28 protein-coding genes are annotated in these 24,467 nt (G+C 40.1%); 1 reads left to right on the top strand and 27 read right to left on the bottom strand.

Annotated features, from left to right (window positions below):
* Nucleotides 1-35: 35 nt before the first annotated feature.
* From panD to MHH87_RS06215, 9 genes are all read right to left on the bottom strand, one after another.
* Nucleotides 36-419, bottom strand: coding sequence for an aspartate 1-decarboxylase (gene panD, locus MHH87_RS06255; protein ID WP_340748467.1), 384 nt, complete (start codon nt 417-419; stop codon nt 36-38).
* Entirely contained in the window at nt 412-1,275 is an 864-nt protein-coding gene (gene panC / locus MHH87_RS06250) for a pantoate--beta-alanine ligase (RefSeq protein ID WP_340748466.1), read from the bottom strand. The genes panD and panC overlap by 8 nt, the downstream gene beginning before the upstream one ends.
* Nucleotides 1,276-2,112: a 3-methyl-2-oxobutanoate hydroxymethyltransferase gene (gene panB / locus MHH87_RS06245; protein WP_340748465.1), complete on the bottom strand. Its 837-nt coding sequence runs from the start codon at nt 2,110-2,112 to the stop codon at nt 1,276-1,278.
* Nucleotides 2,113-2,440: 328 nt separating this feature from the next.
* Nucleotides 2,441-3,427 (bottom strand): biotin--[acetyl-CoA-carboxylase] ligase, encoded by a 987-nt coding sequence (locus tag MHH87_RS06240; protein WP_340748464.1) that lies wholly within the window; start codon nt 3,425-3,427, stop codon nt 2,441-2,443.
* Nucleotides 3,405-4,580, bottom strand: coding sequence for a CCA tRNA nucleotidyltransferase (locus MHH87_RS06235; protein ID WP_340748463.1), 1,176 nt, complete (start codon nt 4,578-4,580; stop codon nt 3,405-3,407). Before MHH87_RS06235 ends, MHH87_RS06240 begins: the two co-directional genes overlap by 23 nt.
* On the bottom strand, nt 4,577-5,713 hold the full coding sequence (gene bshA / locus MHH87_RS06230) for an N-acetyl-alpha-D-glucosaminyl L-malate synthase BshA (protein ID WP_340750907.1): 1,137 nt from the start codon (nt 5,711-5,713) through the stop codon (nt 4,577-4,579). Before bshA ends, MHH87_RS06235 begins: the two co-directional genes overlap by 4 nt.
* Before the next feature lie 183 nt (nt 5,714-5,896).
* Nucleotides 5,897-6,301: a methylglyoxal synthase gene (gene mgsA / locus MHH87_RS06225; protein WP_340748462.1), complete on the bottom strand. Its 405-nt coding sequence runs from the start codon at nt 6,299-6,301 to the stop codon at nt 5,897-5,899.
* 17 nt (nt 6,302-6,318) lie between these two features.
* Nucleotides 6,319-7,116 (bottom strand): 4-hydroxy-tetrahydrodipicolinate reductase, encoded by a 798-nt coding sequence (gene dapB / locus MHH87_RS06220; protein ID WP_340748461.1) that lies wholly within the window; start codon nt 7,114-7,116, stop codon nt 6,319-6,321.
* Nucleotide 7,117: 1 nt separating this feature from the next.
* Complete coding sequence (locus tag MHH87_RS06215) at nt 7,118-7,453, bottom strand: nucleotide pyrophosphohydrolase (RefSeq protein ID WP_340748460.1); 336 nt, start codon at nt 7,451-7,453, stop codon at nt 7,118-7,120.
* A 146-nt stretch (nt 7,454-7,599) separates the two neighbouring features.
* Between MHH87_RS06215 and MHH87_RS06210 the strand changes: the two genes are divergently transcribed.
* Nucleotides 7,600-8,466: a YitT family protein gene (locus MHH87_RS06210; RefSeq protein ID WP_340748459.1), complete on the top strand. Its 867-nt coding sequence runs from the start codon at nt 7,600-7,602 to the stop codon at nt 8,464-8,466.
* Between the two features lie 204 nt (nt 8,467-8,670).
* Here the strand turns inward: MHH87_RS06210 and MHH87_RS06205 are convergent, their stop codons facing one another.
* The 18 genes from MHH87_RS06205 to hepT form a co-directional block, all read right to left on the bottom strand.
* The gene (locus tag MHH87_RS06205; protein ID WP_340748458.1) at nt 8,671-9,351 is read right to left on the bottom strand and encodes a zinc metallopeptidase; all 681 of its coding nucleotides are present in this window, start codon (nt 9,349-9,351) and stop codon (nt 8,671-8,673) included.
* A gap of 50 nt (nt 9,352-9,401) precedes the next feature.
* Nucleotides 9,402-10,001, bottom strand: a complete 600-nt coding sequence (locus MHH87_RS06200) for a DUF1405 domain-containing protein (RefSeq protein ID WP_340748457.1) — start codon at nt 9,999-10,001, stop codon at nt 9,402-9,404.
* Nucleotides 10,002-10,129: 128 nt separating this feature from the next.
* On the bottom strand, nt 10,130-10,924 hold the full coding sequence (locus tag MHH87_RS06195; RefSeq protein WP_340748456.1) for a menaquinol-cytochrome c reductase cytochrome b/c subunit: 795 nt from the start codon (nt 10,922-10,924) through the stop codon (nt 10,130-10,132).
* Between the two features lie 43 nt (nt 10,925-10,967).
* The gene (gene qcrB / locus MHH87_RS06190) at nt 10,968-11,642 is read right to left on the bottom strand and encodes a menaquinol-cytochrome c reductase cytochrome b subunit (RefSeq protein WP_340748455.1); all 675 of its coding nucleotides are present in this window, start codon (nt 11,640-11,642) and stop codon (nt 10,968-10,970) included.
* Nucleotides 11,643-11,664: 22 nt separating this feature from the next.
* Nucleotides 11,665-12,168, bottom strand: a complete 504-nt coding sequence (locus tag MHH87_RS06185) for a QcrA and Rieske domain-containing protein (protein WP_340748454.1) — start codon at nt 12,166-12,168, stop codon at nt 11,665-11,667.
* A gap of 159 nt (nt 12,169-12,327) precedes the next feature.
* Nucleotides 12,328-12,777, bottom strand: a complete 450-nt coding sequence (locus tag MHH87_RS06180) for a YpiF family protein (protein ID WP_340748453.1) — start codon at nt 12,775-12,777, stop codon at nt 12,328-12,330.
* Nucleotides 12,778-12,836: 59 nt separating this feature from the next.
* The gene (locus MHH87_RS06175; protein ID WP_340748452.1) at nt 12,837-13,388 is read right to left on the bottom strand and encodes a ReoY family proteolytic degradation factor; all 552 of its coding nucleotides are present in this window, start codon (nt 13,386-13,388) and stop codon (nt 12,837-12,839) included.
* A gap of 14 nt (nt 13,389-13,402) precedes the next feature.
* Nucleotides 13,403-14,647 (bottom strand): tetratricopeptide repeat protein, encoded by a 1,245-nt coding sequence (locus MHH87_RS06170; RefSeq protein WP_340750905.1) that lies wholly within the window; start codon nt 14,645-14,647, stop codon nt 13,403-13,405.
* Between the two features lie 113 nt (nt 14,648-14,760).
* Nucleotides 14,761-16,053 (bottom strand): 3-phosphoshikimate 1-carboxyvinyltransferase, encoded by a 1,293-nt coding sequence (aroA, locus tag MHH87_RS06165; RefSeq protein ID WP_340748451.1) that lies wholly within the window; start codon nt 16,051-16,053, stop codon nt 14,761-14,763.
* Between the two features lie 95 nt (nt 16,054-16,148).
* Nucleotides 16,149-17,246, bottom strand: coding sequence for a prephenate dehydrogenase (locus tag MHH87_RS06160; RefSeq protein ID WP_340748450.1), 1,098 nt, complete (start codon nt 17,244-17,246; stop codon nt 16,149-16,151).
* On the bottom strand, nt 17,243-18,343 hold the full coding sequence (gene hisC / locus MHH87_RS06155) for a histidinol-phosphate transaminase (RefSeq protein ID WP_340748449.1): 1,101 nt from the start codon (nt 18,341-18,343) through the stop codon (nt 17,243-17,245). Before hisC ends, MHH87_RS06160 begins: the two co-directional genes overlap by 4 nt.
* 33 nt (nt 18,344-18,376) lie before the next feature.
* Complete coding sequence (aroH, locus tag MHH87_RS06150) at nt 18,377-18,739, bottom strand: chorismate mutase (protein ID WP_340748448.1); 363 nt, start codon at nt 18,737-18,739, stop codon at nt 18,377-18,379.
* Nucleotides 18,736-19,827, bottom strand: a complete 1,092-nt coding sequence (gene aroB, locus MHH87_RS06145) for a 3-dehydroquinate synthase (RefSeq protein ID WP_340748447.1) — start codon at nt 19,825-19,827, stop codon at nt 18,736-18,738. The genes aroH and aroB overlap by 4 nt, the downstream gene beginning before the upstream one ends.
* 1 nt (nt 19,828) lies before the next feature.
* Complete coding sequence (gene aroC, locus MHH87_RS06140) at nt 19,829-21,010, bottom strand: chorismate synthase (protein ID WP_340748446.1); 1,182 nt, start codon at nt 21,008-21,010, stop codon at nt 19,829-19,831.
* Between the two features lie 269 nt (nt 21,011-21,279).
* On the bottom strand, nt 21,280-22,050 hold the full coding sequence (locus MHH87_RS06135) for a CheR family methyltransferase (RefSeq protein WP_340748445.1): 771 nt from the start codon (nt 22,048-22,050) through the stop codon (nt 21,280-21,282).
* An 81-nt stretch (nt 22,051-22,131) separates the two neighbouring features.
* The gene (locus MHH87_RS06130; protein ID WP_340748444.1) at nt 22,132-22,362 is read right to left on the bottom strand and encodes a hypothetical protein; all 231 of its coding nucleotides are present in this window, start codon (nt 22,360-22,362) and stop codon (nt 22,132-22,134) included.
* A gap of 622 nt (nt 22,363-22,984) precedes the next feature.
* Nucleotides 22,985-23,401: a nucleoside-diphosphate kinase gene (ndk, locus tag MHH87_RS06125; RefSeq protein WP_340748443.1), complete on the bottom strand. Its 417-nt coding sequence runs from the start codon at nt 23,399-23,401 to the stop codon at nt 22,985-22,987.
* An 87-nt stretch (nt 23,402-23,488) separates the two neighbouring features.
* Nucleotides 23,489-24,463 carry a heptaprenyl diphosphate synthase component II gene (hepT, locus tag MHH87_RS06120; protein WP_340748442.1) on the bottom strand — a complete coding sequence of 325 codons (975 nt, stop codon included), beginning with the start codon at nt 24,461-24,463 and terminating at the stop codon, nt 23,489-23,491.
* Nucleotides 24,464-24,467 lie beyond the last annotated feature (4 nt).

Genomic DNA, 24,467 nt, shown 5'->3' with positions numbered 1-24,467 from the left:
ATTCAGTCGTTAAGCTGCTGAATTCGGCTTTTTTTTTACATAACTGTTGCTTCTGGCTCGTAGCTGATAATATCTTTAATCGTATTATTTTCGCCCATAATTGCTACGGTTGGCTGATGGTCGGCTACTTCATTGTTGTCTACATAGACGTAAGAAATAATAATGACAATATCGCCCTTTTGTACAAGGCGGGCTGCTGCACCGTTTACACAAATCACACCTGAACCGCGCTCTCCTGCAATAATATACGTCTCAAAGCGTGCGCCGTTGTTATTATTAACAATATGCACTTTTTCATTTGGGAGCATCCCTACTGCATCTAGTAAATCTGCATCAATTGTAATTGAACCAACATAATTTAAATCTGCTTGCGTTACTTGCGCGCGGTGGATTTTACTATTCATCATCATTCTAAACATATGCTTTTTCCCCTTTTAATGAAAAGATGACATTATCAATTAAACGTGTTTTGCCAATATAAACTGCAGTCGCTAGTAGCACTTGTTCCGTTTTGTCATTAATAGCACTTAAATCTGGATAGGATAAAAGCTGCAAGTAGTCAATACTGCCTGATGTATGTTCTTCAATATACGCTGATGCGATCGCCACCGCCTGTCCCACATTCCCTGTTTTTAACATCTGGTCATGAGCTAAGCGTAGTGCGGCGTGAATAGCCGGTGCTTCTGTACGGTCCTGTGCTGATAAATAGACGTTGCGGCTTGATTTTGCTAAGCCGTCCTCTTCGCGCACAATCGGTACAATGCGTAGCTCTAGTGGGAAGTTGTAGTCACGTACCATCGTTTGAATAATCGCTACTTGCTGTGCATCCTTTTGTCCAAAATACGCATAGTTTGGCTGGACTAAATTAAAGAGCTTTGCTACAACTTGCAGTACGCCGTCAAAATGCCCTGGACGTGTAGCGCCGCATAAAATTTCAGCTTGCCTTCCTGCACGAATGTATATACCACCGTCAGTTGGGTACATTTCCTCGACACTCGGTGCAAAAATGATATCTACGCCCACTGTTTCTGCAAGTGCAGTATCATGCGGTAAATCACGTGGGTACGAGCTGAAATCTTCAGTTGGTCCAAACTGTGTTGGGTTGACAAAAATGCTCATCACCACAATGTCATTTTCCCTGCTTGCATTGGTAGCTAATGCTAAGTGACCTTCGTGTAAATAACCCATTGTTGGCACAAAACCAATTGATTTCCCTGCTATTTTCGCCGCTGATACGAGTTCTTTTAATTCAGCTATTGTGTGGACTACCTTCATTTAATTGACGCCTCCGTATAATTGATTCAACTGAGTATCATTCATTGTAAAACGGTGTGGATCACTAGGGAATGTGCCTGCCTTCACTGCCTTTGTATAACCGTTAATGCCACGCTCTATTTCAATCCCTACCTCTGCAAAGCCTTTAACAAATTTCGGGATATGATGCTTGCCATATTGTAATAAATCATGGAATACAAGTACTTGTCCATCTGCTTCAACTCCTGCTCCAATACCGATTGTAGGAATTGTTAACACGCGAGAAACGGCCTCTGTTAGCTGGTATGGAATACATTCTAAAACGACTGCACACGCACCCGCCTCTTCACATGCTTTCGCATCCTCAATTAGTTGTACAGCCTGCTCCGCTGTTTTGCCCTGTACTTTATAGCCCCCAAGTACGCCAGCTGATTGCGGCAATAAACCAAGGTGTGCTACGACTGGAATTCCAGCATTCGTAAGCTTTTTAATAACGTCGACTACTTCACCCGCGCCCTCTACTTTTAGCGCATTGGCATTCGTCGCTTGCATCATGTGAACCGCTGTCTTTAAAGTGTCATTTATATTACCATGATAAGAACCAAATGGCATGTCCACCACAATAAATGTAGTTGGTGCGCCGCGGCGAACGGCTTTACTATGATGCACCATATCCTCCACTGTTACTGGCATTGTTGAATCATAGCCGAGCACGACCATGCCAAGAGAATCGCCTACTAAAATCATGTCGACACCGGCATCTTCTGAAAATTTTGCGCTTGGATAATCATAGGCAGTAATCATGACAATTTTTTCGTCCTGCTTCTTCATTTTGAGAAAATCACTAGTTGTTTTCATTACGCTCCTCCTCTTTTTAAGAAGAAAACATTAGAAAGACACATTTCGCACCACTATAGTGCGAGTTGATGTCCTTTCTTTTGTATATAGGAATGTTGTACTTTTCTATACACAAAAAAATACCCTTCTATCTAAAATTAGACAGAAGGGTAGCGTCATACGTGAAGATAGGTTTAAACGCGTGTTTTCTTCCGTCCCTGTCATATAAGATCAAGGCAGATATGTTGTTGTAGTTTGTATTACAAAAGGTACAGTTCACAGTTGATACTGTCCTACGGCTACTATAACAAGTTTGGAAGAAAACGTACAGTAAATCATTTTCGTAACATTATTTTTTTATTTCAATATCGGCTGAATAAATACCTTGAATTTCTCCATTCGGCAAACGGATTTCTAAAACACCATCTTCCGTAATCCCGACCGCTACTCCTTCAACAACTTCACGAAGCGTCGTCGCCTTCACTTGCTTGCCGATTGTACCGGAAGCATTTTCCCATAATTCTTTAATTAAACCAAAACCGTGCTTTATGTAATGATCGCTATATTGCTCTAGAAATTCTAGTACATTCGCAACAAACTGTGCACGGTCAATTTTCTCGCCCTCTTCAATTGCAATCGACGTCGCAATCGATTGTAGCTCGTCTGGAAAATCACTCATTTGTTGATTAACATTAATGCCGATTCCAATGAGTAGCGCTTGTATGCGGTCTGTCTCGGAAACCATTTCTGTTAAAATACCTGTACATTTGCGGCCATTAATTAAAATATCATTCGGCCATTTTATTTCTGGTGTAAAGTTTTTGAACTGTGCCTTCATGGCGTGTATGACCGCTACTGCTGTTACGAGTGTAAACTGTGGGGCTTGGTGTGGTAACACATCGGGACGAATGATGACCGTCATCCAAATCCCTTTACCTGCACTCGAATTCCACTCACGCATCATGCGACCACGTCCAGCCGTTTGAAACTCTGCTAGCACGACCGTCCCGTCCGGAGCACCCGCGCGAACTAAATCATGGGCAATTAATTGCGTAGATTGTACTTCCTCAAAATAGTGCACTGTTTGTCCAAAACGCTCCGTCGTTAACTGTGCTTTCAACTGGGCTACGTCAACAACATCTGGCACATCTACTAGCTTATAACCTTTTTTCTTCACGGTTTCAAATGTGTACCCGTCCTGCTGCAATGCCTGTAGATGCTTCCAAATCGCAGTACGTGAAACTTGAAAATCATCAGCGAGCTGCTGACCAGAAATAGGTGAACCCTTTGCTTGTAAAAACCGTTGTAAAAGCTCATCCTTCATCGTTAAACGCATTTATTAACCATTCCTTTAACTGTTGTGGATCATTGGCTACTTCCCCGTTTAGTACGGCTTGTAGGGCATCATTTAGTACCTGTTTTAACCAAGGACCTCTCTTTTTACTTGTCCATTGCATAAAATCATGACCTGATACTGCAAGTTCTGACGTTTGCTGAATTGGTAGAGCTAATTTATTTTGTTCGATTTCTTCAAAAGAAACGGTTTGCTCTCCTTGTTGCCACTGTGCAAAGCGGTATGCCGTTTGTAGTGCATAAAGTTCATATCGGAAATAATGTACCGGCTGCCACCCTGCCTCAAGCGCTTTATATGCCTGTAGAACTTGCTTAACAAAGGCTTTATCTTTATTGGAGCATTTATAAACCGTTAATAGCTGTGCGTCGAAATCGGCATTTAATACACATAAATACGCCCAGCCGACAATGCGGTCCTCAGTTTGAAAGTCTGCCCATTGCGAGGCCTTAAATTGACCTGGTAAAAAGCTTGCTAGCTCCGACTGCTCTAGTGAAGCGAGACCAATTGCCACATACTTACCTGTCCAAATTTTCGATAGCTCAGCATGGATTCGCTCCATCGCAACATACTGAATCGTTGCTGCATGCTGCTTGATTGCCATCATTGTCGCTTCTTCAATGGCAAAACCGAGCTGCGCACTAAAGCGGACAGCTCGTAGCATTCGTAGTGCATCCTCTTGAAAACGAAGCACGGGGTCGCCAACTGCACGAATCATTTTCGCATCAATATCTGCTTTACCACCATATAAGTCAATCAGCTCATTCGTACGTGTAAGGGCCATTGCATTCATCGTGAAATCACGGCGCTGTAAATCATCTTTCAATGTGCGAACAAATTGTACAGCATCCGGACGACGATGATCTACATACGTTCCATCTGTGCGATATGTCGTTACTTCAATGGGCTCGACCATGTCCGTAACAAGGACGGTGCCATGTTCAATGCCGACATCAATCGTAGTTGAAAATAGCGCCTTCACTTCTGTTGGTAGTGCACTTGTTGCTACATCTACATCATGACTTGCCTTTTGTAAATACAGATCACGTACCGCACCGCCAACTACAACTGCCTCAAAACCAGCTTGTTCTATTTTTTCAATGACCTGCATTGCTGCCTGCCAGTTCTTCGTATTCATAATTTTACAGCCGCCAGTCGTTCATATAATTGTTCGTATTGGAGAATTACTTTTTCGGAGTGGAACTTTTGTTGAACAGCATTTATTGCTGCTTGACGGAAACGAAGTAGTTTAGCTTCATCACTCAGTAGTTCGATCGCATAATGAGCCACAGCATCTGTATCTCCTAGCTCTACTAAATAGCCATTTTCATCATGATCGATTACTTCTGGAATGCCACCGATTGCAGTTCCTATACCTGGGACTCCGCATGCCATTGCTTCCAGTAACACCAGCCCAAATGACTCTTTTTCGGAAAGTAGAAGTTTTAAGTCACTAATCGCAAACAGCTCCGCGATATTTTCCTGCTTCCCTAAAAATAATACATCCTGCTTGTAAGGAGTGGCTTTTACTAAATCCATTATTCGCTGCTTCTCCGGTCCGTCGCCTACTAATAAAAGTTTCACTGGCATGACGTCACGAATTTTCACGAAAGAATTTACAACGTCCGGCAGATTTTTTATTTTGCGGAAGTTCGAGACGTGAATAATGACACGCTCTTCTTTGGGGATACCGAATTGTTCCTTCAAATTACCTGGATCGAGCGGCTTGAACACATTGCCATCGACGAAATTATAAATGGTTTCAATTTCCTTCGTTGTGTCAATCAACTCATACGTTTGCTTCTTTAAGGAATCGGACACTGCCGTTACGCAATCGGAACGGTTAATACCATATTTAATTGCTTGTGCAAGCGTAGAATCCTCCCCTAAAACTGATATATCTGTACCATGTAATGTCGTTACAATGCCGACTTTCTCACCGCTCATCTCGCGAGCCAGTACAGCACACACCGCATGTGGGATTGCATAATGCACATGCAAAACATCTAGTTGCTCATCTTGAATAACATCCGCCATTTTACTAGCAAGCGCAATATCATACGGTGGATATTGAAATACTGAGTAATTGTTCACTTCGACTTCATGGAAAAAGACGTTCGGATATATTTTATTTAATCTAAAAGGTACGCTCGACGTAATGAAATGTATTTCATGCCCACGTTCTGCAAGCATTTTGCCAAGCTCTGTTGCAATTACACCTGAACCGCCAACTGTTGGGTAACATGTTATACCAATCTTAAGTTTTCGCATCCGCATCTTCACCCTTTCTTTTGCCATTTCTATGTTTGACGCTGCTATTTCTAATTGTTGATTTTTTACTGCCATGGATTCGCCCTAGCTGCTCGTTTTTGCGATAGGCGCGAAGGTGAATCCATCTACTTATGGAAACATTTGAAGAACAACAATGTAATATAACAGCGCCAACTATTAAATTTACTGGCGTCGCTCTTGAATAATTCTCCAATCAACAAATCCTTCTTTTAAGCCTTTTAATAAAATTTCCGCTGTTCCCATATTCGTTGCGAGCGGGATATGATATAAATCACATAAACGAACAAGCGCTGCAACATCCGGTTCATGTGGCTGGGCCGTTAACGGGTCACGGAAGAAAAACACCATATCCATATCATCATTTGCAATCATTGCACCAATTTGTTGGTCGCCCCCTAGTGGACCCGAACGAAAACGCGTAATCGTTAAACCCGTTTCCTCACTAATTAATAAGCCTGTTGTGCCTGTAGCATACAGATCATGCTCAGCTAAAATATCACGGTATGCGATGGCAAACTGAATTAAATTATCTTTTTTTCGGTCGTGTGCAATTAAAGCAATTTTCATATTATTCATTCCTTCTATTATATGATATTTTCCAAGCCATATACTAAATCTTCCATATCCAGTACTCTTTCGATACAGAATGTTACGCCGCTCATAAATGATTCACGGTTGAACGAATCATGACGAATTGTTAGCAACTGCCCTTCACCGCCAAATAATACTTGTTGATGTGCAACGAGTCCTGGAAGACGGACAGAGTGAATATGCATACCTTCAAACTCTGCTCCACGCGCGCCTTGCATCATTTCTTTTTCGTTCGGATGACCTTGGCCTTTTGGGTCACGAACTTCCGCAATCATTTGCGCTGTTTTTAAACCAGTTCCAGACGGCGCATCTAGTTTATTATCATGATGCATTTCGATAATTTCAACGTTCGGTAAATACTTTGCCGCTTCACGTGCAAACTTCATCATTAAAATCGCACCAATTGCAAAATTTGGAGCAATAATGCAACCCATTTTTTTAGATGCCGCGAGTTCTTTTAATTCTACTAACTGCTCATCTGTAAAACCCGTTGTTCCTATAACTGGGCGAACATTATGAACTAATGCTTGCTTTGTATGTTCATAAACCGCATGCGGATTCGTTAAATCTACGAGTACATCTGGTTTTGTTTCTTCTACTAATGCACAAAAATCAGTGTAAATTGGAACCTTGTAATTTTCCGGGAAGATATCAAGATCTGCCAATGTTTGTCCTACTTGCTTGTAGTCCAGTATAGCGACTAGCTCCATGCCCTCACGCTTAATAACTGTATGTACTGCTTCTATACCCATTTTTCCTCGTGCACCGGCAATTGCTACTTTGATTGTCATTTTACTGTTCGTCCTTTCGTGTCCAACGATCTTTGTCTCGTGTTTCGAATTTCTGTAGTACGCGTAGTAAAGCTTCATCTAGACGAATACCTTGCTCATTGGCAAAGCATACTAAAACGAAGAAGAAATCTCCTAACTCTTCTTCAATGCTATTGTCATCCTCAGTCATTTTCTTTTTCTTATGTCCGTAAACATCCTGCACTTCTCGCGATAATTCTCCTAGCTCTTCTGTTAAACGTGCAAGCATTTCAAACGGCGGAAAATAGCCTTCTTTAAACTGTCCGATATAATTATCAACTCTCTGCTGCAGCTGCTGCAATGAGATTTCATTCGACATAGACTCACACTCCTTTCTTTATGGTATATATTTCGCTAACTATTGTCAAAAGATGAAAATTGCAACATAATAAGTCTTACATCATCTTTCCGTAATTATATGCTTATTTATGAGTAATTTGTTCATTTTTTGATAGGAGGTTTACTATGAAAGGCATTAAAATTCAAAATATTATTGGCATCATAATCGGTGCAGCTATCTTTAGTTTTGGCTTTGTTCACTTTAATATGCAAAACCATCTTGGAGAAGGCGGTTTTAGTGGAATTACCCTTATTTTGTATTTTACACTAAACTGGGATCCAGCATTGCTGAATTTAATTTTAAACATTCCGATGTTTATATTAGGTTGGAAGCTTTTAGGGAAGAAAGCATTTGCTTATACCATTGTTGGAACCATTTCAGTATCGGTCTTTTTAAAGGTATTCCAGCATTATGAATTCCAAATGAATTTACAAGATGATAAGCTACTTGTTGCGTTATTTGCAGGTGTTTTTGTCGGCGTCGGCCTTGGGATTGTATTCCGTTGTGGCGGCACTACGGGTGGGGTAGATATTATCGCACGTCTCGCAAATAAATTTTTAGGCTGGAGCATGGGAAAAACGATGTTCGCCTTTGATTTCATTGTTATTCTATTATCGTGGCTAACATTCCTTGATGCCCGTTCCATGATGTATACGCTTGTTGCTGTTTATGTGGGGGGACGTGTCATTGATTTAGTGCAGGACGGAGCGTATTCTGCAAAAGGTGCGCTCATTATTTCAAATCATTCGGATGTAATTGCGAACTTTATTTCTGAGAAAATGGAGCGAGGTGTGACGATTTTTGACGGGCACGGGCATTTCACGAAAGAGCATAAAAATGTGTTATATTGCGTGGTCGGACGAAATGAACTTGTTCGCCTAAAATCTATTATTAACGATATTGATCCTCACGCGTTCGTGTCGATTATCGAAGTGCATGACGTTGCTGGTGAAGGTTTTACGTTGGACGAAAAAAAACAACCGCTTCATTAATTTTCATAGACCACACTTTTCAATCGCAAGGAAGTCAGCCTAACTGCGCCGCATCCTTTCGTCAACGGCTGACTGATTGGCATCGTGCCAACCCGAAGTGCATGACGTTGCTGGTGAAGGCTTTACGTTTGATGAAAAAAACAACCACTTCAATAACAAAAAAAAACACGCATTCGAGAACAAACTCGAATGCGTGTATTTTAATTAATCGTCTGAACGCATACCTGTATAAATTAATACTAAACGTACTAACTCTAATACAGCTACTGCCGCCGCTGCAACGTATGTTAATGCCGCTGCATTTAGCACTTTGCGAGCAGATCGTTCTTCATTATTACCAATAATACCAAGTGACACAACTTCATTCATCGCTCGCTTCGAAGCATCAAACTCTACTGGAAGTGTAACAATTTGGAAAACTACTCCAACTGCAAGTAACACAATACCTAATAAAAGTAATCCTGAAAATTGTGCAAAAATACCAATCATAACGAAAACCCATGAGAAGTTAGAAGATATATTTGCTACAGGTACTAGTTTTGCACGTAGTGTTAATAACGAATATGCTTCTTTATGCTGAATTGCATGGCCAACCTCATGCGCTGCTACCGCTGTACCTGCAATCGAAGTGTTGTAATAATTGTCTTCAGATAGTGCAACTGTTTTAGTTGCTGGATTGTAGTGATCTGATAAAACGCCTTGTGTCGGTACTACACGCACATCTGTTAATCCGTGCTGATCTAATATTAAACGAGCAACTTGCGCACCCGTCATCCCCTTTTGTGCTGGAACTTTTGCAAACTTTTTATATGTGCTTTTTACCTTCATCTGCGCATATATAGGTAATAGCATAATAATCGCAAAGTAAACTATAAACATTCCCATTAAATCTCTTCCTTTCTAACTTACAATTCAATTTCAATTTTAAATATATTTTACATCTGTTGCAAATATTCACGCTTGCGAGCTTCTAAATAAGCAAGCAAAATACAGCAAATAGACAGCCAGAACGTAAAATACCCAATTTGACTAGTATATAGGTCAAGCACTCTGTACATTGGCATTTGCCCAAACACATAGTCGATCACGTCATTATGGAGCGTCCAAATCGCCGCAAGGATCACATGAACAACACCGAACCGGTACTTAGGTAAATAGAGCACTGCTTGAACCGCCATCATAAAATGTGAAAAAATAAGCATCCAACCTGTCCCACCTATTGAACCCGATTCCGCTAGGGTTAACAAGTTCATTACAACCGCCCATAACCCATATTTAATCAGTGTAATGAGTGCCAGCACTTCCACAAGCTTAAAGTTTTTGCCGAGTAGCCAACCAATAATAGCAATACAGAAAAATAAACTTGCTGTTGGGCTATCTGGTACAAAAATATAAAATTTCGGCTCGGTAATAGCTAGCTGACCTTTATACCAATAGTAACCATATGCTGTCCCTAATACGTTAATGATTAAGAGCAATGTTAAAAACGCACGGTGCGTTATCATATACCAGCCTTGCATCATAATTGATTTCATAACGATTACTCCTTTACTATATACGATTCAGATGTCATTAAGTTTCGTTTTTTTTGAATTCTTATGTATTATGGCACAAACTTTAAAGTAAAAAAAGAGAGCCAGCGAACTGACTCTCTTCAATCTTATTATTCAGCTACTTTTAAGCTAGCGATGAATTCAGATAATACCTGAAGCTCTTCTTCAGTACCGCTAAACGCGCCTGCTGGCATACCACCACGACCGTTTGCGATAACTTCATGAACTTCTTCAGCTGTTAATTCATTGCCTAATAGCATTGGACCAGATACACCAGCTAAATCGCCACCGTGACAACCAATACAAGATGCTTGAGCTTGATAAATCTCATAACCTTGTGAAGCCTCATCAATTTCGATATCAGGTAATAATCCTAAATCCTTATCAGAAATCACACCTTGCGCGTCAACAGCTTCCCAGTTTGTTGCCTGAACTGATTCCCATGTAAGGTAAATCATAGATGCAAGTGCTAAAAGCATAAATGCAGTAGGTAATGGGCGCTTAGATGGACGACGTTCTGGCGTCGTATCTAAGAATGGTACTAATGCTAGAGCACCAAACGCTAAACCTGGAATAATTACAGCCCCAATAACATTGTATGGACCTGAAGCAAATGTATATTTTAATAATTGGTACATTGATAAGAAGTACCAGTCCGGTAACGGAATATAAGAAGCATTTGTTGGATCTGCCGGGCCTTCAAGTGGTGAAGGGTGCGCGACAGTTAATAGTAAGTACCCAATTAGGAAAACAGCACCAACCATCCATTCTTTTAATAAGAAGTCAGGCCAGAAAGCTTCTGTTTTACCTGGATACTCGGAATAATCTTTAGGCTTGTTCGGCATACGATTATGAGTCGTAACACGCGAGTCGCCTACGAATTTCATCCCTTTTCCGCGATGCATAGTGTCCCCTCCTTTAGTAAATCATAAAAACGTTGTGCTCAGATCAAAGCGGACCTGAAATACCTTGTCGACGAATCATCACAAAGTGAGCTGCCATCAATCCAAATAATACTGCAGGTAAGAAGAATACGTGAATTGCAAAGAAACGTGTTAAAGTTTGTGCACCAATGATTGCAGAATCACCAGCAAGTAAAACTTTAATCATACCACCAATAAATGGTACTGACGCGGCAATTTCAATACCTACCTTCGTTGCAAATAACGCCTTCATGTCCCAAGGAAGTAAATAACCTGTGAAACCTAACCCTAACATTACACCAAAAATACCAACGCCCACAATCCAGTTTAATTCACGAGGTTTTTTATATGAACCTGTGAAGAATACACGAAGAGTATGTAAGAACATCATAACGATAACTAATGAAGCTCCCCAGTGGTGCATACCGCGAACGATTTCCCCGAACGCTACTTCGTTTTGTAAGTAATAAACTGATTTCCAAGCATTCTCTACGTCTGGTACGTAGTACATTGTTAAGAACATACCAGATAATATTTGGATTACTGTGATGAAGAAAGTTAATCCACCAAAACAGTAAACGAATGCTGAAAAGTGATGTGCAGGGTTAACGTGCTCTGGCACTTCATGGTCGGCAATATCACGCCAAATCGGTGTGATGTCTAAACGCTCATCGACCCAATCATAAATTTTATTTAGCACTGATTTCGTACCCCCTAACTAATTAACTAAAAGTGTTTGCAATCTTTTTCCCAAGCAATAAATAACCATCTTTTTCTGCCACTTCATACTCGTCTAGCGGCCCAAGAGGTGGTGTACCTGCAATGTTTTTCCCCGTCTTCTCGTAACGACCTGCGTGACAAGCACAGAAGAATTGATTAGCATGTTCTGGGTCACCTTCCCAGTTTACAGTACAACCTAAATGCTTACATACTGGTGATAGTGCCACAATTTTACTACCATCGTGGTATACCCATGCAGCTTCTGTTACTTCAGATTTATACCAAGCGTCAGTTTGCTCAAACGTAAAATCAACTTTTGTTGGCGCTTCTGTAATATCTGCAATTTTTTGGCTTGTTAAAACAAAATCCCCATCAGCCTTCGTTTGAAGAACTGGGTCAATTGCAAAACGCACCATTGGCATTAACATACCTGCCGCCATAAATCCACCAACACCTGTTAAAGTGTAGTTTAGAAATTGACGTCGTGTTACTCGATTATTACTCATCCTTTTCCCCCCTCTAACTAAAAGGTCAGTCCAACGGACATATACTTTTACAAATAGTAAATAACTAGGACATATCTATGATATATCAAGAGAATAGGTTGGTCAACAATGCTTTATGAGGATTTGATAACTTTATGAACTTTTCATGAATCAATTTTTCTATTGCTGTGACCAAGCTTTAGTGAGAATCGGAATGACTTGTTTTAATTGATCTTCTAATATCCGCTGTTTTACTGCTTTATCCATTGATTCTAGCGGTATTGAAGGTAACCAAATCACTTCAATCTCATTTTGCTTACTTGTCCAATAATGGTCACACGTCATAAAAAAAACAGTTTTAAATCCGGCCGCATGCAGCTCGGATTTAATTTGAACCGGATTTGTATCGTTTCGCGTATTGTCTGTATAAGAAAACGGTGGAGTTAACATTAAACGCCCTTTAAATTGGTGCTCTACAAATGCTGTTAATGACATTAAATACTCTACCTTAGAACTGCTCTGTTTCATGCCTTCGTTTGATAAATCTAAGCTAACCAGTGGTACGATAGCTGTGTCGATAAATTGCTTTTGCTCTTGGAATTGTTCTACATCTTTAACATTAAAAATCATGAAATTCCCCCCATAATCAGTATGAAATGTTGAAGCCCTTTGTTGGACTTCAACATTCATTATTTTGACGACTGCTTTAGTGCTTGTAGTAAATTGGAAAGCTCAAAAAACCTTTCCTTGTCTCCGCTATCCAATGCCTCGTCTATTTCTTTTAAAATTTTCTCTTCTTGGAATACGAGCATACTATTTTTTAATAATTGTTCAGCAATTACGCGATCCTTTTCACTTATATGCAAATATTTCGGCATAAATGGATTGTCTTCTAACACAGCCAGATAGTAAGGACTTGGCGGGATGTTTGGGAAATTAAGCTGCATATACATGGCTTCTTTCGGATTTAACCGTAAATCATGAAACGATTTTTCCGCGTCTGACGTCATAATATTACCTTTATAAAATCGGAATGGAATACCATTGCTCTCGACCGAGGACATAACAATTGCACGTGGGCAATAGTGTGCCTCCTCAACAAAATGAATATTTTCTAGCAAAGCGTCATTGCTTAATAAATAGTTTAATATCCACACGCCTTCTCTTCTTTTAAGTTGGTAATTTTTAAGAAACCACCTGACAAAGGTTTTTTTGTCGATAATTGGAATGGAAGAAGTCATGAACTAATCCTCCTTTACTCAAAGCGATCAAATAGGTCCGACCATTGCTGCTCGGCAGGTTGTAGTGCCATCAGCTGCTGTGCAATTTGTTTTGCCTCTTCACGTTTGCCTTCTTCTAATAAGAAGTAGCAGTATTTTTCTAAAAATGATACATCTTCTTTGAAATCATTATATGCAAGCGTGTAAATTTCATATGCTTTTTCAAACTGTTCTTCTTTATCATACGCTTCTGCAACAAATGGATACAGTGCAGACCAATCAAATTCATTGCGTTTTACAAATTCGTATAGATCAATTACTGCCTCGTAGCGCTGCTCTGTTGTATAGACAGACATTAACACTAAAATTGCTTCCATGTACTCAGGATCAAGTGCAATGGCCTCCTGCAAGTAACCGATTGCTTCCTCAGATAAGCTATTTTTCAGCGCCATCTTCCCTGCAAATAGAAATAATGATTTATCGTACTCGTCACGCTTTAAACCTTCTTTAATCGCAACAAGCGCTTGTTTGTTATCTTCAAGCATCGCATAGCTTTCCGCTAATAATAAATAAGCTGAGAAATAATCGGGATCTAGTTCTTTTAAATCTTCAAGTTGCTTAATTGCAAGCTCATATTTTTGCGTTTGGAAGGCAGCATAAGCTGAGCCAAATAATAAGTCTGGTGTAACATCTTCTTCTAGCGCCTCCATATAATATTCAAACGCCGCCTCATAGCCAGCTCCGGCACGATAAACTTCCGCTAAACGCTGCGCAAGTGATACACCGGCAAATGTTTTATCGATTTCATATAGTTCTTCGTAAATACGAACAGCTTCAGTAAAACGGCCTGTTTCAAATAATAGCTCTGCCTTAGCAAATTGTAATAATGGTTCCAATGGTAAAATTTGAAGTGCTTCGTTAATGCGCTGCTCCGCTACTTCAAATAATCCTTGCATTTGGTAATAATCCGCCAGAACGAGTAATGTTTGCGGATATTCAGGTGCATCGTCTGGAACGCCCATTAATAAATCCAGTGCATCATCTTCCTCGCCCTTTTCCATTAGCACGGTTGCACGGTCAATCGCAATTTGCGCCTCTTCTGGGAATAGGAATTGTAAATGTTCAAAAACGCGGTCTGCTTCATTTATATAACCATATTGCATAAAAACCTCAGCAATTTCATATTGTTCAGCCGGTGCTTCGTTTATTAAAAAACTTTCTAAAAGCACATCAATTTGTGCTAAATCTCCATTTTGAATTGCTTGTAGCATATCGTTCATTAAATTTGTCAAATCATTCACCTTTACTTTCTTAATTCAATCCTAATGCTACCGTACTACTAGGACTTGCACAAGAAAAAACTCTCCTCAAGAACGGGAGAGTTTAGTGAATTTTACCTTTGAAGAAGTGTTTCTAAATGCTCAAAAAATGTTGGGTAGGAAACGGCAATACATGCTGCATCATCAAGCGTTACGGGGTCATCTGTAACGAGCGCTGCCACAGCCGCCATCATGCCAATACGGTGGTCGCCGTATGATTTTAAGGCACCGCCGTGAAGCTTTGTTGGTCCGTTAATAATCATACCGTCATCCGTTGCTTCAATATTTGCACCCAGTTTTTTCAGTTCTGTTACAACAGCTGTAATGCGGTCAGTTTCTTTTACTTTTAGTTCTTCTGCATCTTTAATTACTGTTGTGCCCGTTGCTTGTGTAGCAAGTAGGGCTAAAATCGGAATTTCATCTATTAAACGCGGAATAATGTTTCCTTCAATTGTCGTTGCTTGTAAATCGGATGTACTAATCGTAATCGTTGCCGTTGGTTCTGCTGCTTGCTCATTCTCGATCCCAACTCGCATTGCGGCGCCCATTTTCTCTAATACTTCAATAATGCCTGCGCGTGTTTCATTGACACCAACATTTTTTAATATTATCTCACTACCTTTTGTAATCGCACCGGCAACTAAGAAAAATGCTGCTGAAGAAATATCTCCAGGCACATTCACATGAGTTCCCGTTAATTGCTGACCGCCTTCAAATGAAACGACACCATCCGTTACGTCTATTATTGCACCAAATTGGCGTAGCATTCGCTCTGTATGGTCACGTGAAACTTCACTTTCACGCACAATCGTTGTCCCTTGTGCACGTAGTCCTGCAAGTAAAATAGCAGATTTTACTTGTGCACTAGCAACAGGCATTGTGTAATCAATAGCTTGTAAATCCGTTCCTTGAATAGCGAGTGGTGTATATTGTCCATTTTCTCGACCGGCAATTTGCGCCCCCATTAAACGTAGCGGATCAGCAACACGGCGCATAGGGCGTTTACCAATCGATGCATCACCGGTCATTATTGTATGTAGCTTTGTTCCGCCTAAGATGCCGAGCATTAAACGCGTTGTTGTGCCTGAGTTTCCTGTATAGAGTACCTCTTTCGGCTCTGCCCAGCCGTCCATACCAGGGCTTTCAATTACTACATTTGTACCGTTTACGTCAATTTTAACGCCAAGCTTTCGGAAGCAATCAATTGTACTTAGGCAGTCTTCCCCTAGTAAAAATCCTTCAACTGTCGTCGTTCCTTTAGCAATGGAGCCAAACATGACCGAACGATGCGAAATCGATTTATCGCCAGGCACAGTGATCGTTCCTTTTAGCTGCGGTTGATCAAACTGAATCGTTTTCTCACTCATATGAATTCCTCCTTGTAATAAATAGTGCTGTACCTTTTGTTTTCTTCCTGTACAGAAAGAGGTGTCTCAATAACCCTAATGAGACACCTTCTTTATTAAGCTATATACGTCTCAAAATTCGCGCGGTGTGCAATACATTTTGCTGCTCGCTCGCGGTCATCACTATTTTGGAAGCTAATGACTAAAATTCCGAAGACGTCCACACGTGTTTCAACGATGCGGATATTTATGATACTAATATGTTCCTCTGCCAAATACCCCGTAATTTCTGAAATTACACCAGGATAATCCGGAATGTCTACATATAAATCAAACGGCATAAAGAAGGCACCCGTAGAAATCGGCAATTCATCTCGCACATCTCTTGCGACGGCAAAATACTGTTCAATTTCTGTTTCTTCTCCTTGCTCAAGTAGCTCTTTAACATGTGTCATTTCGGCAAGCCAAGTATTTAGCTGTCCAGAAAGCTCCTTACGATTTTGCAACGTTATATCACGCCACAATACCGGATTAGAAGAAGCTATCCGTGTAATATCACGAAATCCACCTGCCGCAAGTAAAGTAGTCATTGGAAAGTCATTCTTTTCACGGTTTAGCTGATGAACAAGTGAAGCTGCCACAATATGTGGGAAATGACTTACGACTGCCGTCATATGATCATGCTCTGTTGCATCTACTTTAACAAGCTTACCAAGCGTAAACTTCAGCAGTTGCTCCAGTTCATCAATCCTTTTGGGATCCTCATCTACTTGGGGTGTTAGCAAATAATAGGCATTTTCTAATAAATACGGCTTGGCAGCGGTCACACCACTTTTATGTGAGCCCGCCATAGGATGTCCGCCGATAAATGTAATGCCGATGTCTCGAAGCTCCTGCGCTTTGTCCATAATTAACCCTTTTGTGCTTCCGGTATCTGTAACGATGACAGAACGCTTTAAGGGCCAAGATTTTAATTGTTCCATCCAATCAAGTGTTGCATTTACGGGGGTCCCAAAAATAATAACATCCGCTTGTTCAACAGCTTCTAGTGGATTATCTACAACTTCGTGCACAATTTTTAATGTGCTCGCCAAATCGCGTGTTTTTTCATGAAAGTCATAGCCAAACACTTTCGTATGCGGAGCTTTTTGTAAAGCTAGAGCGATGGAACCGCCAATAAGTCCAAGTCCGATGACGAAAACATTCCGTGTCATGCAAACACACCCTGCTCTGTCAGAACTTCTTCGAGTAACGTTAGGAATTTTGCATTTTGAGCTTCTGTTCCGATTGTTACACGAATATAGCCTTGAATACCAAGTGCCGCACCACTGCGAATGATAAATCCTCGCTTCATCATTTCCTCAAATACAACGTTGCTATCTGCTTTTACTTCAAATAGTACAAAGTTTGTTTGAGACGAGAAGTAATGGAGTCCGTGTTTTTCACAAAATGCGACGTATTGCGCTTTCCCCTTTTCATTCGCTTCACAACAATGTTTAATATAGTCTTGGTCAGATAACCCGACAATTGCAACAGCCTGACTTAAAATTGTGTTATTAAATGGTGCTCGTACAGGATCTAGCTTCGCAATAACATCCGCTTGCGCAATACCGTATCCTAAGCGGAATGATGCAAGACCATACGCTTTTGAGAATGTACGTAATAAAATTAAATTTGAATACTCACGGAAATAATGAATTGTTTCCTTATACGCTGGATCATTGACATACTCGATATAGGCTTCATCTAACACAACCAACACATCTTCTGGTACTTTTGCTAAAAAGTTGCTTAATTCTTCGTCTGAAACGATTGTACCTGTAGGGTTATTGGGATTACATACCCACACAACTGACGTATTTTCATCGATTGCATCAAGCATGTTGTCTAAATCATGTTTGCCGTCTTTTAACGGTACTTTGCGTACTTCTGCGCCCTCAATTTCAGCGTTGTGCCAGTATTGCGAGAATGATAAATCAGCCATAACTGTGTTAACGCCTGGATACAACAATGCACGTGTAATAATCGCAATTAAATCGTCCGAGCCATTGCCAAAAATAAGCTCTGATTCTTTTACATCATAATGGTTTGCCACTGCTGTACGTAGAGTTTGTGCGTAGCCATCTGGATAAATCGCATGGTTCGCAGCATCCGCTTGTAAAAATGCTTTTACTTTTGGTGAGCTGCCAAATGGATTTTCATTTGATGCAAGCTTCACTACTTCGTCTAATCCGAACATTCTTTTTACTTCTTCCATTGGTTTACCAGGTTGATATGCTTTCATACCATGAATTTGTTGTTTCCATTTCATCGTTAAACGTCTCCTCTTATTCGTAAACTGAACTTATCTCACTAAATCAGGTCGTAATTTCACCGCTTCATTTAAATAAATATGATGAATCTCATGTTGTGGTGTATCTATATTTACGTGTAGTAAGACACGGATGCAAAGTGGCAATGCACCTGGTACATCCATTTCATGCATGCACATAATCGGTACGTACTGCCAGCCTTCCATTAACCGTACTGATTTTGCCGGGAACGCTGATTTCACGTCCGGTGTCGTTGAAATCGTAATTGAAGCAATATTTTCTGGCGATACATTATTTGCCTCAGCAACTCGCTGTACTAGCTTTACTGTCTCGCTCCACACTAGCTCTGGTATATCCGATTCAATTGTTGTTGCACCTCGAATGCCACGAATCATATCAGCACCTCCGCTAATAAATTTCTAAATTGTTTGTCTATCTCTCGACACTCTGCTAACTCAATTTTTTGAACAAATGGCTTGCCTACTTCTTCTAATAAAACAAATTGCAAAATGCCATAATCCGCTTTTTTATCCTTTAATAGATATTCGATTAGTTCATCAAAGCTAAACTTGCTCACCGCTTCAAATGGGTAGCCGTTTTCAACAGCAAATGTTAAAAATGACGTCGTGAAGCTACGATCAATCGTGCCATAGCGCTCACTTAGTAATAAACTATACACAAGTCCTATCATTACCGCTTCACCGTGCGCTAAACCACCGTAACCAGCTGCAGCTTCCATCGCATGACCATATGTATGACCTAAGTTTAAATACTTCCTAACAGATTGCTCCGTTTCATCCTCTTCGACAATTGCGGCTTTTACCCTCACACCCGCTGCTAAATAATTTCCCAGTAGGTCTTCAGATAATGCTGTTACTTTATCACCATTCATGAGTTGCTGTAACCACTCTGCATCTGAAATCATCGCATGCTTAATTACTTCAGCCATTCCTGAGCGCACTTCTTTTTTGCTAAGTGTGCGCAGCAGCTGCGTGTCATACAAGACCGCTTGCGGCTGATAAAAGGCTCCGATCATATTTTTTCCAAGTGCATGGTTGATCGCTGTTTTGCCACCAACCGCTGAGTCATGCGCTAGGATGGTTGTCGGCACTTGAATAAACGAGATACCGCGCATATACGTTGCCGCCACAAAACCCGCTAAATCTCCCACAGCACCTCCACCAAATGCGATCACAAGTGATTTACGCGTGCATTTCTTTTCTAATAAAAATGTTTGTGTCGCATTATAGTTATCAAAGCTTTTACAGCTCTCTCCCGATGGCATGACAAAAACATGAAAGTCAAATGGAAAGTTGGCTGTAAAATAAGATTGTTGTGCTTCCCAAACGCGTTCGTCTGTTAGCACAAACACTTTATCAGATTGCTCGATAAGTTGAGCATAACGTAACACGGCTGCTTTTAAAATGCCGTTACCGATCGTTACATCATACGAATGAGATGCAGTACGCACTGGAATGTTCATATTAAAACTCCTTTGTATACTTGCGCATTTCTTCAATTTGTGCTTGCAATTGTGGTAATTGGTCGCTTTGGAATTGATCAACAATCGCGCTCGCAATTTCCCAGGCAATAACGTGCTCCGCCACGATCGATGCTGCCGGTACTGCACAGCTATCAGAACGCTCGACACTTGCTTTAAAAGGTTCTTTTGTTTCAATATCTACACTTTGTAGAGGTTTATAAAGTGTCGGAATTGGCTTCATTACGCCGCGTACAACGATTGGCATACCTGTTGTCATACCGCCCTCTAAGCCTCCTAGACGGTTACTCGCTCGTGTATAGCCATTGTCTTCGTCCCACAGGATTTCATCATGTACTTCAGAACCTTTACGGCGAGCCATCTCAAAGCCGATTCCAAATTCAACGCCTTTAAATGCATTAATACTTAGCATCGCTGCAGCTAGCTTTGCATCTAATTTACGGTCATAGTGTACATATGAGCCGATACCCGCTGGAAGACCTTCTACGATTACTTCGACAATGCCTCCGATTGAGTCACCCGCTTGTTTCGCTTCATCAATTGCTTCTACCATTTTCGCTGAAGCATCTGAGTCTACACAATAGCATGGATCTGATTCGACGATAGCACGAATCTCATCCACAGATTTACCTTCTACTTTTGAAACGTCCGCTTTAATGCCAACAATTTCTGTTACGTGGGCAACAACCGAAATCCCTAGCTCACTAAGTAACGCTTTGGCTACAGAACCTACTGCCACACGTACAGTCGTTTCACGTGCACTTGAACGCTCTAAAACGTTTCGCAGATCGCGGTGACCATATTTCATGCCCCCTACTAAGTCTGCATGACCAGGACGTGGACGTGAAATTTGACGCTTAATTTCGTTAGGATCAATATCTTCAGGAAGTTCAGCCGCTCCCATAATTTTCGTCCAATGCTTCCAGTCATCATTTGTTACAACAAGCGCAACCGGTGATCCTAGTGTTTTACCATGGCGAACGCCTGACACGATTTCAACCGTATCTGTTTCAATTTGCATACGACGACCTCGGCCATGGCCTCCTTGACGACGCTTTAAATCATAGTTCACCTTTTCTGCCGTCACTGGTAAAAGGGATGGTAAGCCCTCGATAATTGTAGTTAGTTGTGGTCCGTGAGACTCACCTGCTGTTAAATAACGCATAAAACACTTTCTCCCTTCAACTCGCTAAAGTATTTATTTTTTACTATAACATATTTTATTTTAAATAACAGTACACATTTTCCAAGATTCTTTCTCTATTTGAGAATATTCTGAACGTTTTACTTAAAAAAAATGATGTATGCTTCAAACACCCAGAAATAAAAATACGCTTTTCGCCAATTGTACGAAAAGCGTCCTTCATTCATATGAAAAGTTTCCAATTCATAAAACTTGTGCAGTTTACATACATTCACTTTACTTTTGTACGATTATTTTTTTCGATAAAAGAACGTATCTTCCACTTCAAAGCCGTAACGCGCCGGATTGAAAATTTGTTCGGTTGAACCAACAAATAATATCCCCCCTGGGCGTAATGCCTTGCTAAAGTTTTCATAAATTTGATCTTTTGCTTCTTCTGTAAAGTAAATCATTACATTACGACAGACGATTAAATCAAAATTGGATTCAAACGTATCTTTTAATAAATTATGTTTTTTAAACTTAACTGTACGTTTAATTTCATCTTTTACTTTATAAAACTGACCTTCTGTTTCAAAATACTTTGCTTGTACATCTTTTGGCACTTCTGCTAATGAGCGGTCTGGATATAGCCCTAGTTTTGCCTTTTGAATGACATTTTCATCTAAATCAGTCGCCAATATATTTACTTGTGATAATGGTAAATGATGCGATAAAACCATTGCTAATGAGTACGGCTCTTCTCCAGTAGAACAAGCTGCACTCCATATTTTCGGGCGTTTATTCGTTTGTAAAAGCATCGGGAAAATTTTATTTTGCAGTACTTCCCAGCGTTTTCCGTTACGATAAAACTCAGAGACATTTATGGTCATACGATCTAAAAATTCATTCATTAAATCGCGGTCTTTATCGAGTGCGCCAAAAAACTCTACAAAATTTTTATAGCCCTTTTTTTCATAAAGCGATGTAAGTCGACGCTTCATTTGCGCCTCTTTATATAGTGCCAAATCAATTCCTGTTTTTCGTTTGATGCCATCAATAAATTGTACATAGTCTGACATTGTCTCATCGATCCCCTCATATGGCGTAAAACTATTATAGCGGAAAATTCCAGTTTCTGAAATAGTTATTGTCTCAAATCCTTATTGCTTGCGGGATTCTAGTAAATATTGCTTCGAATGTTCCAGTTCCATTCTCATTTTTTCTGTTTCCATTGCATAGCCTTCAATACGAAGTTGCTCTAACTCAGTTTCTTTTTCAAGCATTTTAATTTGAAGCTTTAATTTTGAGCGATTATGCCCAGTCAAAATGGCTGTTAAAGAAATTAAAGCACCCGAACCAAAGATGATCGATAAAATGATAATATCTTCCATATGAAATCCTCTCTTCCTTAAAGATTTACGTCGTTTTCTTAATAGCCAATCGGTTGTTGTGTTTGTATAAGTAGCTGCTTAGATTAGTGCAATTTTATAAGTTTCTTTTTGAGTATTAATAGTTTATGTTTCTAATTACACTTTTTTCAAGTTCTAACCTTTTCAACTCAAATTTCTTATTTTTTGAAATCATTTCTATAATAATGGCTGTTACAGCAATAATTCCAATCGCAATTCACATATACATACTTATTTCAACCTTTCTCTATTTCAATTATACGATATTTAGTTGTTAATAGTTTCATTTTTCCAATAATTTTACATCAGAAAAACTCAACTTGCTCAAAATAGGGCGAGTTGATGTCATTCCTTATGTGGATTAGAAGCTGCTAAAGCGCCTGCTTAGCCCTGACAGCTGCTTGCGAGCCCGAAGCGAAAGTAAACGCTCCACCACTTTCGCCAGGGCAGACCGCGACCTCGAGGGGCTGGCGCTTTCGCCTAGACGTTGCATTTACTTTTTTGAATGTTATCCACATGGCGAAATTTTATACTTTCCTTAACAATAAAAAAACAGCTACCACCCGAAGGTCATAGCTGTTTGAATGTTAAATTTAATAATGAATTAAACTAAATCTTCACCAAAGAATAAAGAGATTTCGCGCTCTGCAGATGCAAGAGAGTCCGAACCGTGGATAATGTTGTGAGATACTGTTGTAGCATAGTCGCCACGGATAGTACCAGGAGCTGAATCAGAAGGTTTTGTAGCACCCATCATCATACGAGCTAATGAGATTACAGATTCGCCTTCCCATACCATTGCAAATACTGGACCAGAAGTGATGAAATCAGTTAATTCGCCGAAGAAAGGACGCTCTGCGTGTTCTGCATAGTGTTTTTCAGCTAATTCTTGAGGAATTACCATTAATTTTGCCGCGCGTAATACGAAACCACGACGCTCTAAACGATCTACGATATCTCCTACTAATTGACGTTCAACGCCATCAGGTTTAACCATTAAAAAAGTTTTTTCAATTGCCATTGTTTTAAACACTCCTTAAGTTTGAGTAAAAGGTTTTTCACCTACCGATAAATATTACCAAAATCCTAAACAAACTTCAACCTTTAGCTAAAATTTGCGTTTTCCGATAAATAATGCGATATCACGCAATTTTTTCTTCATCGGGTGATTTGGTAGCCCTTCTATCTCTTTTAACGCCTTTTTTAAATACAATTCGCTAATATGCATTGCTTGTTTAATTGCTGCAGACTTACGGACTATCTGAAGCATCTCTTTGCGTTCTGTTTCTGATAATTCGCCCACTGACACCTTCTCGATGTATGGCTGAATCTTTGGATCGTCTTTCATTAGTAAAATCGGCAACGTCATATTGCCATGCAGTAAATCACTACCAGCTGGCTTGCCAAGTTCCTTATCAGTAGCAGTGAAGTCTAAAATATCATCAACTATTTGGAAACTCATGCCAACAAAATAGCCGTAGCGCTTTAAGTGACGCGTGTTTTTTTCATCTACCCCACCTACAACTGCACCCAGCTCACAACTTGACTCAATAAGCAGTGCCGTTTTACGTTTAATACGACGAAAATAATCTTTTAAATTTTGATTTAAACGAAACTTATCTTCTATTTGAATCACTTCACCGTTACAAATTTCAACCATTGTCCGAGCTAAAATTTGGTGGGCACGTGGGTTTTCAATGACCGTTACATATTCTAATGCACGTGCAAAAATAAAGTCACCCGTATACATGGCCACTCGATTATTCCACTGTGCCTTCACCGTATGTCTTCCTCTTCGCATATCAGAGTTATCAATGACATCATCATGCACAAGCGAAGCCATATGTATTAACTCTAATGGTACAGCAATATTTTTCATTCGTTCAATATTATAGTCTCCAAATTTAGCACTTAGTAACACAAATACCGGCCGAATTCGTTTACCACCAGCTTGCAATAAATGAATTGAAGCATCATTCAATAAGTGTGAAGATGAGTTCAACGCTTTTTCTAATTCTTTTTCGATGATCTCTATGTCCGGCTTAATATCGGTATAGAGTAGTTTAAGCTTCATCTTTTCCACGCGT

It is taken from the genome of Solibacillus sp. FSL H8-0538 (assembly GCF_038003525.1).
Classification (GTDB): Bacteria; Bacillota; Bacilli; order Bacillales_A; family Planococcaceae; genus JBBOPI01.
The sequence above is the reverse complement of the archived record's forward strand: the minus strand, read 5'-3'. Positions and strand labels throughout refer to the sequence as shown.

Coding starts and splice junctions, on each gene's coding strand:
- panD (WP_340748467.1), bottom strand. CDS start 419: ATGTTTAGAATGATGATGAATAGTAAAATCCACCGCGCGCAAGTAACG.
- panC (WP_340748466.1), bottom strand. CDS start 1,275: ATGAAGGTAGTCCACACAATAGCTGAATTAAAAGAACTCGTATCAGCG.
- panB (WP_340748465.1), bottom strand. CDS start 2,112: ATGAAAACAACTAGTGATTTTCTCAAAATGAAGAAGCAGGACGAAAAA.
- MHH87_RS06240 (WP_340748464.1), bottom strand. CDS start 3,427: ATGCGTTTAACGATGAAGGATGAGCTTTTACAACGGTTTTTACAAGCA.
- MHH87_RS06235 (WP_340748463.1), bottom strand. CDS start 4,580: ATGAATACGAAGAACTGGCAGGCAGCAATGCAGGTCATTGAAAAAATA.
- bshA (WP_340750907.1), bottom strand. CDS start 5,713: ATGCGAAAACTTAAGATTGGTATAACATGTTACCCAACAGTTGGCGGT.
- mgsA (WP_340748462.1), bottom strand. CDS start 6,301: ATGAAAATTGCTTTAATTGCACACGACCGAAAAAAAGATAATTTAATT.
- dapB (WP_340748461.1), bottom strand. CDS start 7,116: ATGACAATCAAAGTAGCAATTGCCGGTGCACGAGGAAAAATGGGTATA.
- MHH87_RS06215 (WP_340748460.1), bottom strand. CDS start 7,453: ATGTCGAATGAAATCTCATTGCAGCAGCTGCAGCAGAGAGTTGATAAT.
- MHH87_RS06210 (WP_340748459.1), top strand. CDS start 7,600: ATGAAAGGCATTAAAATTCAAAATATTATTGGCATCATAATCGGTGCA.
- MHH87_RS06205 (WP_340748458.1), bottom strand. CDS start 9,351: ATGGGAATGTTTATAGTTTACTTTGCGATTATTATGCTATTACCTATA.
- MHH87_RS06200 (WP_340748457.1), bottom strand. CDS start 10,001: ATGAAATCAATTATGATGCAAGGCTGGTATATGATAACGCACCGTGCG.
- MHH87_RS06195 (WP_340748456.1), bottom strand. CDS start 10,924: ATGCATCGCGGAAAAGGGATGAAATTCGTAGGCGACTCGCGTGTTACG.
- MHH87_RS06185 (WP_340748454.1), bottom strand. CDS start 12,168: ATGAGTAATAATCGAGTAACACGACGTCAATTTCTAAACTACACTTTA.
- MHH87_RS06180 (WP_340748453.1), bottom strand. CDS start 12,777: ATGATTTTTAATGTTAAAGATGTAGAACAATTCCAAGAGCAAAAGCAA.
- MHH87_RS06175 (WP_340748452.1), bottom strand. CDS start 13,388: ATGACTTCTTCCATTCCAATTATCGACAAAAAAACCTTTGTCAGGTGG.
- MHH87_RS06170 (WP_340750905.1), bottom strand. CDS start 14,647: ATGAACGATATGCTACAAGCAATTCAAAATGGAGATTTAGCACAAATT.
- aroA (WP_340748451.1), bottom strand. CDS start 16,053: ATGAGTGAGAAAACGATTCAGTTTGATCAACCGCAGCTAAAAGGAACG.
- MHH87_RS06160 (WP_340748450.1), bottom strand. CDS start 17,246: ATGACACGGAATGTTTTCGTCATCGGACTTGGACTTATTGGCGGTTCC.
- hisC (WP_340748449.1), bottom strand. CDS start 18,343: ATGAAATGGAAACAACAAATTCATGGTATGAAAGCATATCAACCTGGT.
- aroH (WP_340748448.1), bottom strand. CDS start 18,739: ATGATTCGTGGCATTCGAGGTGCAACAACAATTGAATCGGATATACCA.
- aroB (WP_340748447.1), bottom strand. CDS start 19,827: ATGAACATTCCAGTGCGTACTGCATCTCATTCGTATGATGTAACGATC.
- aroC (WP_340748446.1), bottom strand. CDS start 21,010: ATGCGTTATTTAACAGCAGGTGAGTCTCACGGACCACAACTAACTACA.
- MHH87_RS06135 (WP_340748445.1), bottom strand. CDS start 22,050: ATGTCAGACTATGTACAATTTATTGATGGCATCAAACGAAAAACAGGA.
- MHH87_RS06130 (WP_340748444.1), bottom strand. CDS start 22,362: ATGGAAGATATTATCATTTTATCGATCATCTTTGGTTCGGGTGCTTTA.
- ndk (WP_340748443.1), bottom strand. CDS start 23,401: ATGGCAATTGAAAAAACTTTTTTAATGGTTAAACCTGATGGCGTTGAA.